This is a genomic window from Pedobacter sp. GW821-FHT01D05 (assembly GCF_059422505.1).
Genome location: NZ_JBWKXA010000001.1, coordinates 1,042,921 through 1,060,590 on the forward strand (window position 1 = coordinate 1,042,921; position 17,670 = coordinate 1,060,590).

A 17,670-nucleotide genomic window follows, 5' to 3' on the forward strand; every position below is an offset into this window, starting at 1 on the left:
TATGGTTATATCAATTAAGAAAATTTTGATCTGTTTTATTGCGTTCAGCTTTTTTATGTCGTTAATGGCCCATAGTCAGCTAAAAAATGATCATCAGGCAGATATTGTGATTTATGGTGGAACGTCAGCCGGCATAATTGCCGCCGTACAGGCTACTAAAATGGGCAAAAGTGTTATTGTAGTTGCACCCGATTTGCATCTGGGCGGTTTATCTGCCTCAGGTCTTGGCTTTACCGATACAGGTGATAAATCCGTAATTGGCGGTTTAGCCAGAACATTTTATCAACGGGTTTATCAGCACTATCAACAGGCCAACGCCTGGAATTGGCAGAAAAAAGAAGAATACGGTAACAAAGGGCAGGGCACACCCGCTATTGATGGAATGGACCGGACCATGTGGATTTTCGAACCCCATGTTGCCGAGCAGATTATGGAAGATTTTGTTAATGAAAATAAATTAACCATATATCGTAATGAATGGTTGGAACGCAAAGCAGGAGTAGAGATGAAAGATGGTAAAATAATTAATATCAAAACTTTATCCGGGAAAATATTTACCGCTAAAATGTTTATCGATGCCACATACGAAGGAGATCTGATGGCTGCTGCAAAGGTGAGCTATCATGTAGGGAGAGAAGCAAATGCCGTTTATCAAGAACAATGGAATGGTGTACAGACCATGGTTTTTCAGCATTCACATTATTTTAAAAATAAGATCGATCCCTATAAAATTCCCGGAGATAAAACAAGCGGCCTGTTAATGGGCATTTCTACTGATCAACCCGGGCTAAAAGGAAAGGCAGACCATAAACTTCAGGCATATTGCTACCGGATGTGCCTTACCGATCTGCCCGAAAACAGGATCGGATTTCCCAAACCAGACCGCTACAATCCAATGGATTACGAATTACTTTTAAGGGTTTTCAATGCGGGCTGGAACGAGCTTTTTAATAAATATGACCCTATTCCTAACCATAAAACTGATACCAATAACCATGGACCATTTAGCACCGATTTTATTGGGATGAACTATGAATATCCGGAAGCTACCTATGCTAAGCGGAAAGAGATTGTCAAGGCCCATGAAAATTATCAAAAAGGATTGATGTATTTCATGGCTAACGATCAACGGATGCCAAAAGATATTCAACAGCGTTTTAAAAAATGGGGATTGGCAAAGGATGAGTTTAAAGATAATGGGAACTGGCCTTATCAGATTTATGTTCGTGAGGCCAGGAGAATGGTGGGCGATTTCGTGATGACAGAGCATGAAGTGCTAGGCAAAAAAGAAGTGCCAAATCCGATAGGGATGGGCTCTTACTCCTTAGATTCTCATAATGTGCAACGTTATGTTACACCAGAAGGTTACGTACAGAATGAAGGGGATATTGGTGTTAAAGCACCAAAACCTTATAGCATTTCCTATCAGGCTATAGTACCAAAGAAAACCGAATGCAAAAATTTATTGGTTCCGGTCTGTTTGTCATCATCGCATATTGCGTATGGATCTGTACGGATGGAACCTGTATTTATGATCCTGGGCGAATCAGCTGCCACTGCGGCATCTTTGGCTATCGACCATAGAATTAGTATTCAGGATGTAAATTATAATCAATTAAAAAAACTGTTGTTAAATCAAAAACAGTATTTAACTTTAGCTAACTAAAACGATTTATTGAATTAGTAAATCGTACTTGCCATATAAATTTTCACAGAAAGAAACCTAATCAAAGATGAAAAAACACTTATCACTAGTCATTTTATTGCTGTTGTTCACCGTAAAACTTTTTAGTGCGCCCATAGAACTGTTATCGCCTGATAAACGGATCAAAATATCGGTAGCCATTAAAGATAAAATTGGCTATGCAGTAACCTTTAATGGCGATCCTTTTTTGGCCAATTCTTACTTACAGCTAAACCTGGATCAGGCAAAACTTGGTGCAGATCCAAAATTGTTGAAGAAAACATTTTCTTCGGTTAATACCAGTTCGAATCCAATCGTTCCACTTAAAAACAGTATTGTAGTAAATCAGTATAATTTATTGCGATTGGATTTTAAGGGCGATTTCAGTGTAGAGTTCAGGGCTTATAACGACGGAATCGCTTATCGTTTCATCACCAATAAAAAAGATTCGATCATTGTAAACAGTGAAGATGTACATCTTAATTTTAACGATCCGGTTAAAGCAGCTTATTTAGAAACAGGTGGTTTTAAAACTTCGTATGAGATTTTATACCGCCAAAACGAGCTGGGAAAAGTGAATAAAGAGAAGATGAGTGTATTACCAATATTGTTTAATACAGGAAAATATAAAGCACTTTTATCAGAAGCAGATCTATATGATTACCCATGTTTATTTGTTAAAGCAGTAGACGATAAAACCATTGATGCTGTTTTTCCTAAAGTGCCCCTAGCTTTCGGAGAAGATGGAGATAGAAGCAAGAAAATATTAAAAGAAGCCGGATATATTGCTAGAACAGCTGGTAAAAGATCGTTTCCATGGCGTTTTTTGGTCATTACCGATAAAGATACTCAATTGGCTGCCAACCAAATGGTTTATAAATTAAGTACACCTAATCAGCTACAAGATACCAAATGGATAAAACCTGGTCAGGTAACCTGGGAATGGTGGCACAATGCATACGTTTATGGAGTAGATTTTAAATCGGGTTATAATCAGGATACCTATAAATATTACATCGATTTTGCTTCGAAATTTGGTATTCCTTATATCATTATGGATGAGGGATGGGCGAAAACAACACTTAATCCTTTTGAGCCTAATCCAACCATAAACCTGCAAGAATTAATTGCTTATGGCAAACAGAAAAATGTAAAAATTGTACTTTGGTTTACATGGCTGGCGGTAGAAAATAATTTTAATGTGTTTGAAACCCTGGAAAAGTGGGGAATTGCAGGGGTGAAAATAGATTTTATGGACAGGAGCGATCAATGGATGGTAAATTACTATACCCGTGTAGCTAAAGAGGCGGCTAAACACCACATTTTGGTCGATTTTCATGGTGCATTTAAACCAGCTGGTTTGGAGGTGGCTTATCCTAATGTACTCTCTTATGAAGGTGTTATAGGTATGGAACAAAATATTGGAGGCGGTTTGGCCACGCCGAACAACAACTTATTTCTTCCTTTTTTACGAAATGCAGTTGGGCCGATGGATTATACACCCGGGGCAATGCGTTCGGCACACAAACAGGATTATAAACCTAGCTGGGTAAATACCATGAGCATCGGTACCAGGGCGCATCAGCTGGCCATGTATATTGTTTTTGAAAGTGGTTTTCAAATGCTGGCCGATAATCCTTTTAACTATTTAAAAGAGCCAGAAACCACTTCGTTTATTACCAGCGTTCCCGTAACCTGGGATGAAACCAAAATTCTGGATGCAAGTGTTGGTGAGTATATCGTTACAGCCAAACGTAAAGGCGAAAAATGGTTTGTTGGCGCTATGGGCAATGATCAAAAACACGACCTGAAGATTGAAGCTGGCTTTTTAAAACCAAATGCAAATTACCAGATCACCCTGATCAAAGATGGCATCAATGCAGATTTTCAGGCAATGGATTTTAAACGCATCGTAAAACCGATTAAAGCAGGAGAAACGATCGATATCAATATGGTAAAAGACGGTGGTTTTGTTGCTGTGATAGAACCCGTTAAATAATAAGTATTTATGTGTTTTAATTAAAGGAGTTTATCGGCTGGATAAGCTCCTTTTTTATTAAAATGAACTTGCTACTATACTAAACGATAGCGCTATCCTTTAGTATAGTAATAGCTTTTTGATACTTCATATCCATAATTTTGCCAGACATAAAAAGGCAAAAAAAATGAAAATATTACATCTTATATCAAGCCCAAGAGGCGAAGCATCTTTCAGTATTAAATTGGGAAATGCGATTGTTGAAAAATTACAGGCCGCAAATCCCGGTAGTACTTTAACTACACATGATCTTACCAACACCCCATTTCCACATTTGGAGGAAGTACACATCAATTCTTTCTTTACGCCACAGGAAAATCACACCGCAGAATTTACAGAAGCAATAAAACATTCGAATGAGGCCATTGCCGAACTTAAAGATGCTGATGTAATCGTTATCGGTGCCCCCTTGTATAATTTTGGTATTCCTTCTACTTTAAAAGCATGGATCGATCATATTGCACGTGCTGGTCAAACATTCAGTTACTCAGAAAAAGGTCCTGAAGGTTTGATAAAAAATAAAAAAGTGTATTTGGCGATCTCTTCTGGTGGGGTATATTCAGAAGGACCGATGAAACCTTACGATTTCACCGAATCTTACCTAAGATCGGTTCTGGGGTTTATGGGGATGACCGATATTACGGCATATCGCGCAGAAGGTGTAAGCATTCCAGATTTAAAAGATGTGGCTTTGGATAAAGCAATCGAAAGTATAGCCATTTAAGTGGTTTATTAGTTCATTGGTCATTAGTTCATTGGCAAATTGGTTGATTGTTCAAATCAACTGAGCACCTGCGGACTAATGATCTTGGACCAGGATTACCTGCGCCAAACTTAATGCGCTTAATGCCTTAATGATGAGATTTATCAATATGCGCAGCGATTATCGTTCAAATCGACTAATGACCGTTGACTAAAAACTCTGGACAAAACTAAGCCGCCAGATACTTCTCAACCCTGATGGCAAAATCATTCAGATCGAAAGGTTTATTGATAAAATCTTCCGCATCACATTTGGCCTTCACTGCGTTCAGGTGGTTATTGGCCGACATCATCATTATAGGGATATCATGTGTTTTTATATTTCGCTTTAGCGTATTACAGATATCCAGTCCGTTTCCATCAGGCAGCATAATATCAAGAATTACCATGTCTGGTCGGTGTTTGCTCATTTGAATCCAAAAATCGTTGGTGTTTGGACAAGTCTTTACCTCGTAAAGTTCTTCGATCAATAAAAATTCGATGATTTCTCTGATACTCGGATTGTCTTCTACTACATAGATGCACTTTTTCATAAGCTCAACTTTTGTTATATAGATAACTCACCTCGCTATCAGATGTTTAAGATAGTTATGCACAATTTTGGAGTTATTAACCTTCCTAATCGTGCGTGTCATGCATTTCTATAATTTTTACGTTAACTAAAAAAAATATAAAAATAAATTTTGATACTAATTTTTTTAGTATAGATTTGCTTTTGGAGAGACAGGATACAGGAAATATCATCAAGATGATTCGATGTATTTAATTGATGATTTTAAACAAAAAGCTTCTTGCTCGGTTTGTTTGCTGACATATTTATTTTTTTCTATGACCGTTACCGTTTTAGCCATATTCGAAACAGATTTTAGACCAGATCTTTCATTAGGTAAAATCATGAATGAAAGACTGAGGATTGCTGCTGCAGATCTGCAGGATATTCATTTGCAGCATTTACATGCCATTGGGCAACGTAGTGATGATTTAGTAGTATATATAAGTTATAACCCAAAATATAAAATAAGATGGCGTGTAGTTAACGACGTGCCTGAGGAAGTAGAAAACTTTGTAGCCCAAACCTGCGGTAATTTAGGTTATATCTACTGGAAAACAGCATCGATTAATGTTTTTAAAGGAAATGAATTATAAAGAAATACTTTATAGTTATATTTTATGGTGGTCGCCATTCTCGCGTATGCGGGAATCTTAATTGATAAATTTACTGTTATGATGATAGAATTATAGAAGTTTAAAACAGTAGATGGTATGAAAGATGCTGACCACATAGTAGCTGTAAGACAATTGAAAACACTATTTCTACTTGTAAAATAAATTCAGCATGACGATTTCTCCAGTATAGCGTAATAAAACTCAAATAAAAAACGAGTTACCATTTGGCAACTCGTTTTTTTTATTACATAATAGGTTGGGGGAATATTAAACTAAAAATCCTCCGCCTAATAAATCATTCCCTTCATAAAATACTGCCGATTGACCTGGTGCAATTGCCGAAACATGATGATCGAACACCACACGCATTTTATCTTTTTCCTGAACAATTGTACTTAACATACCCGCGTCTTTGTAGCGGATTTTGGTAATCACATCATTCATTGGTTCTTCAATGCTTGCATATTTAATCAGGTTAATGTTGCGTACCATGGCTTCGCGGCGTTCAAGCTCATCAGCTTTACCCAAAACTACAGTATTGCTCTCCGGCAGGATCTGTGTTACAAACATAGGCTCTCCAAAGGCAACACCTAAACCTTTACGTTGGCCAATAGTGTAAAAAGGATAACCTTTATGTTGCCCAACAACCATTCCATTACTTAAAATAAAATTTCCGCCGGCTACTCTGTCTTCTAAATCTGCTACTTTATGTTTTAGGAAAGCCCTGTAATCATTATCAGGTACAAAGCAGATTTCGTAACTCTCCGATTTTTTTGCTAATTCTTCCTGTCCCATATCTAAAGCCATTTGTCTGATTTCAGATTTTGCAAAACTGCCCAATGGAAATTTAGTACGCGAAAGATTTTCTTGCGAAACTCCCCACAGTACATAAGATTGGTCTTTGTTTTCGTCTTTTCCTTTTGAAATTACATAACGGCCACTGTCTTGCTGGCGGATATTGGCATAATGCCCGGTTGCTATAAATTCGCAATCGAGTTTATTGGCACGTTTTAAAAGTGCTTCCCATTTAATGTGCGTATTGCACAAAACACATGGATTTGGGGTTCTTCCGGCAAGATATTCATCAACAAAATTATCGATTACATAATCGCCAAATTCATCCCTGATATCAAGGATGTAATGCGGAAAACCATAGTTTACAGCAAGTGTACGGGCATCATTGATACTATCTAATGAGCAACAACCAGTTTCCTTACTGCTACCACCAGAAGTAGCATAATCCCAGGTCTTCATGGTTAATCCAATAACCTCATAACCCTGCTCATGCAACATTACAGCCGCTACCGAACTATCAACCCCGCCACTCATGGCAACCAGAATTCTACCGTGTTTACTCATCTTAAAAATATTGGATGCAAAAATAAGGTTTATTTAGCTGAAATTATTTAAAGCAAGTCAGTTACTTGTAAAAAGCGGTTGTTAAATTGCTTCCGCTTATCACTTAGATGCGCTAAAGCGGCTCAGGTGTTCAGTAATATTTTGAAAAGGAGTACTCCGGTGTTCGTGGCTGTCAGCATCCCTGCTATCCCTTCAAGTCCTTCCCGATGAATCGGGATACCTCACCTCCGGGCTTTCCGTTCTATCAGGTTTAGATCATAAAGTCTGTGGTCTTTGGCAATGAGAAAGAACACGCATAAACCTCGCAGGTTTTTAAAACCTGCGGGGTTTGAATCACAATAAGTAGTATCTTCAAGCTTATTAAATGTATTTTTTATTTTACTTAAACGTTTTAGTTTCATGTTTTATGCATATTTGAAGATAAATTAATACCTTAGAATTTTCAACAAACAAGCTAAATTTTAAAAAGATATGATTAAAAAAATTATCCTGCCTTGTCTTTTGCTATCAGCCATGGTTACATCGGCCCAGCAGAATCTGGTGCAGTATGTTAAGCCCATTATTGGTACATCTAAAATGGGGCATACTTATCCAGGCGCCACAGTTCCATTTGGTTCGGTACAATTAAGCCCCGAAACGGATACTTTATCTTACGAAGTAAATGGAAAATACAATGGCGATGTATATAAATACTGTGCAGGTTATAAATATGAGGATAAAACCATTACCGGCTTTAGTCATACCCATTTTAGCGGTACTGGTCACTCCGATCTGGGCGATTTTCTCATTATGCCTACGCAAGGTAAATTACAGTTGAATCCTGGTACTGCATCAGATCCGAAAAGTGGTTACCGTTCGGCATTTTCGCATACCAATGAAGTTGCAGAGGCAGGTTATTACAAAGTAAAGTTAGATGACGATAACATTACTGCCGAGTTGACCTCAACTACAAGGGTAGGGATGCATCAATATACTTTTCCTAAATCAGATCAATCGCATATTATTCTCGATCTGATGGCAGGTATTTACAATTATGAAGAAAAAACCGTTTGGACTTACGTTCGAGTGGTGAACGATACGCTAATTACAGGTTACCTTCAAACTAATGGATGGGCCAGAACCAGGACTGTTTATTTTGCGATGAGCTTTTCTAAAGCTTTTAAAAGCTATGGGCGTAAAAGCTACGATGCTAAACAAGCTTACAGAGGATTTTGGGGCAAGTTTAACCAGGAACAGAACTTTCCTGAAATTGCAGGTAAAAAGTTAAAAATGTACTTCGATTTTGATACCCACGAAGGAGAGAAGATCAAGATTAAATTTGCTTTATCGCCGGTTAGCCAGGAAAATGCCTTGCAAAATATGCGTGCAGAGATTTCGGGCTGGGATTTCGAAAAAGTAAAGGCTCAGGCACAGGCGACCTGGAATAAAGAATTGAATAAAATACAGGTAACTACTTCTAGCGACAATAAAATTAATTTTTACACCGCTTTATATCATGCTTTTATCAATCCAACAACCTATACCGATATTAATGGAGAATATAAAGGTTTAGACCAGGGGATACATAAAGCTGAGGGCTTTACCAATTACACCACATTCTCACTTTGGGATACTTACCGTGCCCTACATCCATTCTTTAATATCATGCAGCCAGGCCGCAGTAATGATATGGTGAAATCGATGATGGCACATTACGATCAGAGTAGTTTGCACATGTTGCCGATCTGGTCGCATTATGCCAACGATAACTGGTGCATGAGCGGCTACCACAGTGTTTCTGTGATTTCGGATGCAATTATAAAAGGCACCTACAATGGCGATGCAAACAAAGCATTGGATGCTTGCATTGCAACAGCAAAACACCGCGATTATGAGGGAATTGGCTATTATATGGATAAAGGTTATATCCCGGCAGAAAAATCGGGCATTTCAGTTTCCAATAACTTAGAATATTCTTACGATGACTGGTCGATTGCGCAACTGGCCAAGAAATTAAACCGTATGGATGTTTACGACGAATTTATCAAACGGTCTAACAACTGGAAAAATAATTACGACAGTGCTACTGGTTTCATGCGCCCTAAACTGGCTGATGGTACTTTCAAGAAGGAGTTTGATCCAAAAGATACCGAAGGACAAGGTTTTATTGAAGGTAATAGCTGGAATTACAGTTTCTTTGTCCCTCAAGATCCGGCTTCGCTGATTGAAATGATGGGCGGTAAAAAGAAATTTGCAACCCGTTTAGATACTTTGTTTACGATGCATTTACCCGATGAGTTTTTTGCACATACTGAAGATATTACCCGTGAAGGTATTATTGGTGGTTATGTGCATGGTAATGAGCCTGCACACCATATCGCTTACCTTTACAACTGGACCGACCAGCCATGGAAAACGCAGGCACAGATCCGTCACATCCTAAACATGCAATACAAGCCTACTGCCGATGGTTTGGGTGGAAATGACGACTGCGGGCAGATGAGTGCCTGGTATATGTTCTCTTCATTAGGTTTTTATCCGGTAGCACCCGGTTCTGATGTATATTCATTAGGGAGTCCATTGGTTAACAACGCCGTAATTAATTTAGAAAACGGTAAAACATTTACTGTTGAGGCCATTAAGCAAAGCGATAAAAATGTTTATGTAGAGAAAGTTTTATTGAACGGTAGAGAAATCACCGATCATAAAATCAAGCACGCTGATATCACCAATGGCGGAAAGCTTACTTTTTATATGAGCGCAAAACCTAAGAAATAGCGATACATCCATTTAGAATTTAACCGTTGACCAATTTTTTGGTCAGCGGTTTTTTTATTTACCCTTCGCATGTCGTCATTTCGAGCGGAGTACAACATAGTCGAGAACCCGAAGATCTGCGAAGCAAAATCTATTTCGAGGTAGATCTCTCCAATTCCACTGCGTTCCAGTCGAGATGACGATACTTGTTATTAAATTCTCTGCATTTATAACAGAGTGAGGACAAAGGCCATTATCGACCAAATTTCCGTGCTTTTCCTTGCCTCCGTGGTAAAAAAACACATCAACTCTTTCTCTGGATAATCTGTTTTTGATGCAAACCTAAATTTAAAAATAAATTTTGATATCCAAATTATCTATCGTAATATTGCGATATAAAATTATGGGACTTACCAAAACAGAAATCTTCACCGAAGAGCAGAATCAGATGGCAGCGTTATTAAAAGCGATGGCTCATCCTGCGCGAATTGCGATTCTTCAGCGTATCCTTAAATCGAATACCTGTATCTGTGGCGATTTGGTTGAGGAGCTCGGCTTAGCTCAGGCGACCATTTCTCAGCATTTAAAAGAACTTAAAAATGCAGGTATTATACAGGGCACTATCGAAGGGGTGAGTATTTGCTATTGTATAGAACCTAAAACCTGGAAGTTATTACAAACACAGCTGGGCGATTTCTTTGCCGCATATAAGGGCGGGCAAAACTGCTGTTAAAATTTTTTATTTAAATCAATCGTTAAATTGCAATATTATGATCAATACGTCTTTAACAGAATGGAGCCGCTTTAAGGCTGAGCTTCAGCAATATCCAGAATTGGTATTACAGTTTCAATATGCTCCTGGCAAGTGGGTAAATGCCAATTATCACATCACAGAAATTAAACAGGCGCCGATTGTTTCCGTAGATTGTGGAGGCGTGATGAATGCCTGGACTGAAATTATTGTACAGTTATGGGAACCTACCGAAGAAGAAACGGGTAGGGCCATGCAGGTGAAAAGAGCATTATCCATTATCAATCTGGTAGAAAGCAAAATCTCTTTAAACCCCAATGGAATTGTGAAAATTGAATTTGGTAATTCTGCGTTCGATACAAGGCAGATGTTTCCAGGTGAATTTAAAATTGATGGGGAAAACCTGATTTTGGATCTTACACCCGATGCTACCCAATGTAAAGCGATTAACCGTGGCGGAAGCTGTGGCACCACCGAAACCGGCGAAGAATGTTGTGCGCCTGCTCAGCCGATAAAGCAAAAGGTAGAATTGGTTAATCTGGTAGCCAGTCAAAATAGTTGTTCTCCAGGAAGTGGATGTTGTTAATGATTCAAAATTTATAAAAATGAAAAATGTATTGGTACTCTGCACGGGGAATAGTTGCAGAAGTCAACTGGCAGAAGGTTATTTGAAACATTTCGCCCAAAACACGGCCAAAGTTTATAGTGCTGGCATCGAAGTTCATGGCGTTAACCCAAAGGCGATAAAAGTTATGGCCGAAGATGGAATCGATATTTCTAACCAGACCTCAAATAATATCGAGGAATATTTTAATGTACCTTTCGATTATGTAATTACCGTTTGCGACCACGCGAAAGAAAGCTGTCCGTATTTCCCAACGCAGGCGATAAAACTGCACCATAACTTTCCCGATCCTGCAAAAGCAGTAGGTACCGATGAAGAAATCATGGCCGAATTTAGAAATACAAGAGATCTGGTAAAGGTTTACATGGAGGATTTTGTAAACAAAAACCTAAAAAGCTAATATGTGTGCAGATATTTGTGCCCCGGCAGCTCAAAGAAAACACCTAAGCTTTTTAGATCGTTATTTAACGCTGTGGATTTTCTTAGCCATGTTATTGGGGGTGTGCTTAGGCTTTTTGTTCCCTTCATCAGCGGTTTTGATCAATTCATTTTCGAGCAGGAGTACCAACATTCCTTTGGCCATCGGATTGATCCTGATGATGTATCCACCATTAGCAAAAGTTAAATACCAGAATTTAGGCGAAGTATTTAAAAATGTAAAAATATTGAGCACGTCGCTCGTTTTAAACTGGATAATCGGCCCGATTCTGATGTTTTTCCTGGCCATTGCATTTTTACATGACCATACCGAATACATGGTTGGCTTGATTATGATCGGTCTTGCCAGATGTATTGCCATGGTGGTGGTATGGAATGAACTTGCCGATGGAAACCGAGAGTATGCCGCGGGTTTAATTGCCCTTAACAGTATTTTTCAGGTATTGCTTTACAGTGTATTTGCTTATTTTTTTATTACGGTTTTACCACCCATTTTTGGTTTAAAAGGCCTTTCTGTATCAATTTCCATTGCAGAAATTGCAAAAAGTGTAGGGATTTATCTTGGGGTTCCGTTTGTACTCGGCATTTTAACTCAAAAAGTATTGATCAAGTGGAAAGGCGACGACTGGTTTTACTCCATTTTTGTACCGTTGATTTCTCCCATAACTTTAATTGCTTTGTTATTTACCATTGTAGTGATGTTTAGTTTGAAAGGAGAACTAATTGTGCAGATTCCGATGGATGTACTGCGAATTGCATTACCCTTGGTGATTTATTTTATGATCATGTTTGTGATCAGTTTTTTTGCGGGCAGGTATTTCGGTGCAGATTATGGCAAAAGTACCGCTATTGCGTTTACGGCAACTGGTAATAACTTCGAATTAGCCATCGCTGTGGCAATAGGTGTATTCGGTATCCACTCGGGGCAGGCATTTGCCGGTGTAATCGGTCCGTTGGTTGAGGTACCCGCACTAATTGCACTGGTTAACCTGGCGCAATGGTTTAGGAGGAGATATTTTAAAATATAAAATCTAATCGTCATCTCGACTGAAGCGCAGCGAAATGGAGAGATCTATCCAGACAGATTTTGCTTCGCAGAATCTTTGTGTTCTCAACTTCGTTGCACCCGATAGCTTATCGGGTTCGCTCGAAATGACGATTAATCTAGATACTACGCACTTACCTCATCAAAATTAGTGGCGGTTGCCAGATATTTCCAATTGGCCATATCCCTTTGCACATCCGCAATTTTTGCATCAGCTACCTGATAAGCATCAGGACCTAAGAATAAATGAAGTGGTGGATTTTCGCTTTTTGAAGCTTCAATAATTACTTCAACTGCTTTGGCCGGATCGCCTGGCTGTTGGTTATTGATGTCGTTCTGATGAGCGGCCTGCGAATCGCGGACTTCTTTGTAGGCATCAATTGGTGCACTTGGTACCGCTAATGACCCTTCAGTTAGGAATGCGGTTCTAAAATAACCCGGCTCTACAACCGTCGCTTTGATTCCGAGTGATTTTACTTCAGCAGCCAACGATTCCGTAAAGCCAACTACCGCAAATTTTGTAGCGCAATAAATTCCGAAACCAGGGAAGTTACCTGAAAAGCCCCCGATTGAAGAAATATTGAAAATATGACCCGATTGTTGTTTCCGCAATTGAGGAAGTACTTTTCTGATTACATTTAACGAACCAAAAACGTTCACATCGAAATTTTGGCGTGATTCTTTGTCACTTAACTCTTCTAAAGCGCCAAGCATGCCATAGCCAGCGTTGTTTACCACAACATCTACCTGACCAAATTTGCTTATCGTTTGGCTAACTGCTGCTTCTACACTGCTTTCATCAATTAAATCAACAGCCAGTGGTAAAAAATTTTCTTGTTCACCAACTGCGTTTATTAAATCGTTCAGGTTTCTTGAAGTTGCAGCAACGCTAAAGCCGTTGCTTAATAATGTTTTTACTAAGGTAAGTCCCAGGCCTTTTGATGCGCCTGTTACAAACCATACTTTTTGATTTTCCATGATATTTTTGTCTATTGAATTAATTTTCGTCAAAATCTGTTGAAATTGTAATGGCTTTCCAGTCTCTAAATTCCTTTTGTAGCGATTCTAACTTGTTGTTTGCTCTTTGAAAAGCATCGTTTCCTAAAAGTAAATGAAGGGGTGGATTAGGCATACTTGCCAGTGAAATCATAGCAGCAGCAGCTTTCTCAGGGTCGCCGATCTGCTGACCATCCATTTTTAGGTATTTGCTGTGTATTGCCCGTACTTCTTCGTATTCGGGAATTGGATTAGCAGCCAAAATCAGCGAATCAGTGGTTAAGAAACTGGTTCTGAATGCACCAGGAGCCACAACAGTTACTTTTATGCCAAATTCTTTTAGGTCTTCTGCCGATACTTCAGATAATGCAATCACAGCTGATTTTGCTGCTGCATATACCGCCCAGCCAGTTGCGCCTGCAATACCTGCAATTGATGCAATGTTGATGATGTGCCCGGCTCGTTGTGTCCTTAAATAAGGTGAAGCTTTTCTGATAACATTAAGTGTTCCGAAAACGTTAACATCAAAACTGGTGCGTGTTTCGGCATCGCTTAGCTCTTCGATACTGCCTCCGATTCCGTAACCTGCATTATTGATGACTACATCGATCCTTTCAAATTTTGAAATAGTCGTCTTTATGGCATCTTCAACACTTTGTTCGTCGGCCAGGTTAACCGCCAGAGGAAGGAATTTTCCGCCATCATTATTTACTGCTTTTTTAAGTTCACCGATATTTCTTGATGTGGCCGCAACATATTGGCCAGCATTTAGCAACTGATGAACCAAACTTAATCCTAAGCCCTTTGAAGCTCCGGTAATAAACCAAACTTTTTTCTTGCCCATAGTTTTATCCTTTTTGTTAAGACAAAATTACAGTACAAATGAATTCGGTTTATTACGTTAATCAAACTGATGATTACGAAATTCAAACAATTCTGTAAGAAGTAGGGGTATGGTTGGTCAGTTTTTTAAAAAAGTTATTAAAGTGGGTAGGCTCTTCAAAACCGAGGCAATAACCTATTTCTGATATATTCCAGTCGGTATGCTTGAGCAAAGCTTTAGCCTCACTTAATAAACGCTCAGTAATATAATGGGTAGTGGTTTTGCCAGTGGTTTCTTTAATTGCCCGGTTTAAGTGGTTTACATGTACTGAAAGTTGCGAAGCATAATCTTTGGCAGAGCGCATGGTAAGCCGTTGCGTAGTCGTTTCGATGGGGAACTGACGCTCTAATAACTCTGTAAAAACAGAAGTGATCCTTGTATTGGCATCAGTATGTTTAAATAGCGTTTCAGATGGCTGTGTCTTTAGCGCAAAATGTGTAATTTCAGTAATATAGTTTCTGAGCAGATCGTATTTATAGATGTAATCGGTATTAATTTCCTCAAACATTTTATTGAAAATGCTTTCTATTTGAGCATCTTGTTTTTCATTTAAAATATAAGCTGGTTTGCCGCCAGGCACGAACATGGGTAAATCACCAATGTTTCCGCGGATCTTTTCAGTAAAAAAAGCCTCAGTAAAAATGCAGAAATAACCTGTCACCTCGCTTTGTTTACCACTGGCCAGTTCCCAGGTATAAGGTACAAGCGGATTGAAGAAAATTAAAGCGGTACCATTAATCTCAATGCTTTTGTCGGCATAGTGGTAAACATTATGTCCGCGGGTAAGGCAGATTTTATAATAATCCCTGCGGTTATAACTCATTGGCTTATGATCATCCCTTAAACAATCTTCTAACTTGAAAACGTTAAAGTGCCCTACGCCATTCTGTAGGTTGTCTGGTAAGAAACTGAATTTGTTCTGGTAAAAATCTTCAATGCTTTCTGGCTTGTTCATAAATCAAAGTTACAAAATTCAAACCTAAAATAAATTGCTGTAATTAAAAGGAGATTTCGATGATAAAAATATTTGCATTAAATATACCGATTGGTATATATTTGCATCGTCAATTTAAAAGAACATGACCAAGGCAGAAAAAACAAGAAATTTCATTGTAGAGAAAACCGCACCTATTTTTAATATGAAAGGTTATGCAGGCACTTCTTTAAATGATATTACTGCTGCCACAGGTTTAACCAAAGGCAGTATTTACGGTAATTTCGCCAATAAGGATGAAGTGGCACTGGCGGCTTTTGATTATAACCTGAAAAATGTTTCATCAAGGATAGATGCTGACATGAACAAACAAGTCAGCGTAAAGGATAAGCTTTTGGTATACATCAATATTTACCAGAAATTTATTGATGGTTCAGTATCAGAAGGAGGTTGCCCTGTTTTAAATACTGCAGTTGACGCTGATGATACCCATCCCGAATTGCGGGAAAAAGTTTTGAAAGCAGTTTTAGGCTGGAAAAATAAAATTGCTAAACTGGTTGAAACAGGTATTTCTGCCAAAGAAATCAATGCAGATCACAATCCCGAGCAGGTAGCACTAACAATTATCGCTGTAATAGAAGGTGGTATCATGATTTCGAGATTGACCGCAAAACCTGCCCATTGGAATTTAATTATGGATTCGCTAAGAAAATATATCAACAGCCTCAGCTAAAAATTTTTAACCAAAAATATACCGATTGGTATTTTACTATGAAAAGAACCAGAACGATAACTTGGGAAGACCCCATGAAAGGAGCGAAGGAAGCTATGCAGATGGATGGCGTTGATTATCTGCAGGCCATGAGTGATCATAAATTTCCGCTGCCGCCATTGTTGTATACCTTGGATTTTAGGGTAAGTCTGATCGAAAAGGGTAATGTGGTTTTCGAATTTACGCCTCAGGAATTTCATTACAACCCAATCGGCACTGTACATGGTGGGGTAATCACTGCTATTTTAGATTCGGCTATGGGCTGTTCAGTCCATTCGCTTTTACCTGCCGGAAAAGGATATACCACTTTAGAGCTGAAAGTAAATTTCCTGAAAGCTGTTACCATCAAAACCGGGAAGCTAAAAACCGTAGGAAAGGTGATCAACCTTGGTGGACGTACCGCCTTGGTAGAAGCGCAATTAGTTGATGAAGATAATGGCGTTTATGCTCACGCGGTGAGCACTTGTTTAATCTTAAAATTTTAAAAAAAAATATAAAATGAAAACTTCACAAAATACCGTTTTACTGATCGGCGGAACAGCTGGTATCGGTTTAGAAATCGCAAAACAGTTAACTGCTTTAAATAATCATGTAATTATAACCGGTAGAAACCAGGACAGGCTGGATGCAGCTGCTGCATCATTACAAAATGTAACTACCATTCTCTCTGATGTAAGCAAGGCTGAGGATGTAGATCAATTGGTAGCCCGCATCAAAGCCGATTTTCCTCAATTAAATATCGTGATCAATAATGCAGGAAGAGCAATCCTATATAATTTGGCTGATCCCAATCAAGACGCTTTTGCCAATGCGGAAGATGAAATGTTGACCAATTATTTGTCAATTATCAGAATCAATCAAAAATTGCTGCCTGTTTTAAAAGCACAGAGCGAATCAGCTATTGTAAACGTTTCATCTATTGTGGCTTATGTTCCTGGAGTTACTTTGCCAACTTATGCAGCTAGTAAAGCGGCATTACATTCTTACAGCACTTCGTTAAGGTTAAGTTTAGAAGAAACTGCTGTTAAGGTTTTCGAATTAATGCCACCATTGGTGGATACCGAATTCTCAAAAGAAATTGGCGGTCATAATGGCATTAAACCATCTGTCGTTGCAGATGAATTGCTAGCGGCTTTAGCCAATGATGAATTTGAAATCAGGGTAGGCGATACCGCTAAAATTTACGAACTGTTCAGGCAATCGCCAGTTGATGCTTTAAATGTGATGAATGCAAATAGAAAAGCCTGGATTGATTCGGTCGAAAATTAAAATACGGCAGGAATGAAAAAGAAGGTGGCATTTGCATTTATTATGGCGGTTTTTACTACAGGAATAGTTACTTTCGCGGCCATAAGTGTTAATCTTGGATTTACATCGATCTTTATGAAAGTTTGGTTAAAATAATGGGGCATTTCTTACATTGTAGCCATTCCTGCTATATTAATTATTGCCCCACGCGTACAATCATTGGTCGATTATT

Annotated in this window: 18 protein-coding genes; 13 read left to right on the plus strand and 5 right to left on the minus strand. The window is 38.7% G+C overall.

Features of this window, described 5'->3' with window-relative positions; translation table 11 throughout:
* Window position 1: 1 nt before the first annotated feature.
* The 3 genes from AC07VK_RS04180 (at window position 2) to AC07VK_RS04190 (ending at window position 4,446) form a co-directional block, all read left to right on the plus strand.
* A complete protein-coding gene (locus tag AC07VK_RS04180) occupies window positions 2-1,666 on the plus strand; it encodes an FAD-dependent oxidoreductase (protein ID WP_492958565.1) in 1,665 nt (554 codons plus the stop codon).
* A gap of 67 nt (window positions 1,667-1,733) precedes the next feature.
* Complete coding sequence (locus AC07VK_RS04185) at window positions 1,734-3,683, plus strand: glycoside hydrolase family 97 protein (RefSeq protein ID WP_492958567.1); 1,950 nt, start codon at window positions 1,734-1,736, stop codon at window positions 3,681-3,683.
* A gap of 166 nt (window positions 3,684-3,849) precedes the next feature.
* Window positions 3,850-4,446 carry an FMN-dependent NADH-azoreductase gene (locus AC07VK_RS04190; RefSeq protein WP_492953409.1) on the plus strand — a complete coding sequence of 199 codons (597 nt, stop codon included), beginning with the start codon at window positions 3,850-3,852 and terminating at the stop codon, window positions 4,444-4,446.
* Window positions 4,447-4,654: 208 nt separating this feature from the next.
* Here the strand turns inward: AC07VK_RS04190 and AC07VK_RS04195 are convergent, their stop codons facing one another.
* Entirely contained in the window at window positions 4,655-5,017 is a 363-nt protein-coding gene (locus AC07VK_RS04195) for a response regulator transcription factor (RefSeq protein ID WP_492958569.1), read from the minus strand.
* Window positions 5,018-5,312: 295 nt separating this feature from the next.
* On the opposite strand from AC07VK_RS04195, the gene AC07VK_RS04200 reads away from it, so the two are divergent.
* Window positions 5,313-5,630 carry a hypothetical protein gene (locus AC07VK_RS04200; protein ID WP_492953411.1) on the plus strand — a complete coding sequence of 106 codons (318 nt, stop codon included), beginning with the start codon at window positions 5,313-5,315 and terminating at the stop codon, window positions 5,628-5,630.
* Between the two features lie 288 nt (window positions 5,631-5,918).
* Here AC07VK_RS04200 and mnmA read toward each other — a convergent pair whose 3' ends face one another.
* Window positions 5,919-7,010, minus strand: a complete 1,092-nt coding sequence (gene mnmA, locus AC07VK_RS04205; protein ID WP_492953412.1) for a tRNA 2-thiouridine(34) synthase MnmA — start codon at window positions 7,008-7,010, stop codon at window positions 5,919-5,921.
* A gap of 471 nt (window positions 7,011-7,481) precedes the next feature.
* Here mnmA and AC07VK_RS04210 point away from each other — a divergent pair, with 471 nt between their 5' ends.
* The 5 genes from AC07VK_RS04210 to arsB all read left to right on the plus strand — a co-directional run bounded on the left by AC07VK_RS04210 (window position 7,482) and on the right by arsB (window position 12,588).
* On the plus strand, window positions 7,482-9,767 hold the full coding sequence (locus tag AC07VK_RS04210) for a GH92 family glycosyl hydrolase (RefSeq protein WP_492958571.1): 2,286 nt from the start codon (window positions 7,482-7,484) through the stop codon (window positions 9,765-9,767).
* A gap of 382 nt (window positions 9,768-10,149) precedes the next feature.
* Complete coding sequence (locus AC07VK_RS04215) at window positions 10,150-10,479, plus strand: ArsR/SmtB family transcription factor (RefSeq protein WP_057935091.1); 330 nt, start codon at window positions 10,150-10,152, stop codon at window positions 10,477-10,479.
* A gap of 37 nt (window positions 10,480-10,516) precedes the next feature.
* The gene (locus tag AC07VK_RS04220; protein ID WP_492958573.1) at window positions 10,517-11,083 is read left to right on the plus strand and encodes a DUF6428 family protein; all 567 of its coding nucleotides are present in this window, start codon (window positions 10,517-10,519) and stop codon (window positions 11,081-11,083) included.
* 19 nt (window positions 11,084-11,102) lie between these two features.
* Window positions 11,103-11,522: an arsenate reductase ArsC gene (locus AC07VK_RS04225; protein WP_492958575.1), complete on the plus strand. Its 420-nt coding sequence runs from the start codon at window positions 11,103-11,105 to the stop codon at window positions 11,520-11,522.
* Window position 11,523: 1 nt separating this feature from the next.
* Window positions 11,524-12,588, plus strand: a complete 1,065-nt coding sequence (gene arsB / locus AC07VK_RS04230; protein ID WP_492958577.1) for an ACR3 family arsenite efflux transporter — start codon at window positions 11,524-11,526, stop codon at window positions 12,586-12,588.
* 143 nt (window positions 12,589-12,731) lie between these two features.
* Here arsB and AC07VK_RS04235 read toward each other — a convergent pair whose 3' ends face one another.
* The 3 genes from AC07VK_RS04235 to AC07VK_RS04245 all read right to left on the minus strand — a co-directional run bounded on the left by AC07VK_RS04235 (window position 12,732) and on the right by AC07VK_RS04245 (window position 15,439).
* Window positions 12,732-13,583 (minus strand): SDR family oxidoreductase, encoded by an 852-nt coding sequence (locus AC07VK_RS04235; protein ID WP_492958579.1) that lies wholly within the window; start codon window positions 13,581-13,583, stop codon window positions 12,732-12,734.
* 19 nt (window positions 13,584-13,602) lie between these two features.
* The gene (locus tag AC07VK_RS04240; RefSeq protein WP_492958581.1) at window positions 13,603-14,445 is read right to left on the minus strand and encodes an SDR family NAD(P)-dependent oxidoreductase; all 843 of its coding nucleotides are present in this window, start codon (window positions 14,443-14,445) and stop codon (window positions 13,603-13,605) included.
* A gap of 82 nt (window positions 14,446-14,527) precedes the next feature.
* On the minus strand, window positions 14,528-15,439 hold the full coding sequence (locus AC07VK_RS04245; protein ID WP_492958583.1) for a helix-turn-helix domain-containing protein: 912 nt from the start codon (window positions 15,437-15,439) through the stop codon (window positions 14,528-14,530).
* A 124-nt stretch (window positions 15,440-15,563) separates the two neighbouring features.
* Between AC07VK_RS04245 and AC07VK_RS04250 the strand changes: the two genes are divergently transcribed.
* The 4 genes from AC07VK_RS04250 to AC07VK_RS04265 are packed head-to-tail and all read left to right on the plus strand — an operon-like array spanning window position 15,564 to window position 17,594.
* On the plus strand, window positions 15,564-16,151 hold the full coding sequence (locus AC07VK_RS04250) for a TetR/AcrR family transcriptional regulator (protein ID WP_492953420.1): 588 nt from the start codon (window positions 15,564-15,566) through the stop codon (window positions 16,149-16,151).
* A gap of 38 nt (window positions 16,152-16,189) precedes the next feature.
* Window positions 16,190-16,675: a PaaI family thioesterase gene (locus AC07VK_RS04255; RefSeq protein ID WP_492958585.1), complete on the plus strand. Its 486-nt coding sequence runs from the start codon at window positions 16,190-16,192 to the stop codon at window positions 16,673-16,675.
* A 13-nt stretch (window positions 16,676-16,688) separates the two neighbouring features.
* Entirely contained in the window at window positions 16,689-17,459 is a 771-nt protein-coding gene (locus AC07VK_RS04260; protein WP_492958587.1) for an SDR family oxidoreductase, read from the plus strand.
* Window positions 17,460-17,471: 12 nt separating this feature from the next.
* On the plus strand, window positions 17,472-17,594 hold the full coding sequence (locus AC07VK_RS04265) for a DUF2798 domain-containing protein (protein ID WP_492958589.1): 123 nt from the start codon (window positions 17,472-17,474) through the stop codon (window positions 17,592-17,594).
* Window positions 17,595-17,670 lie beyond the last annotated feature (76 nt).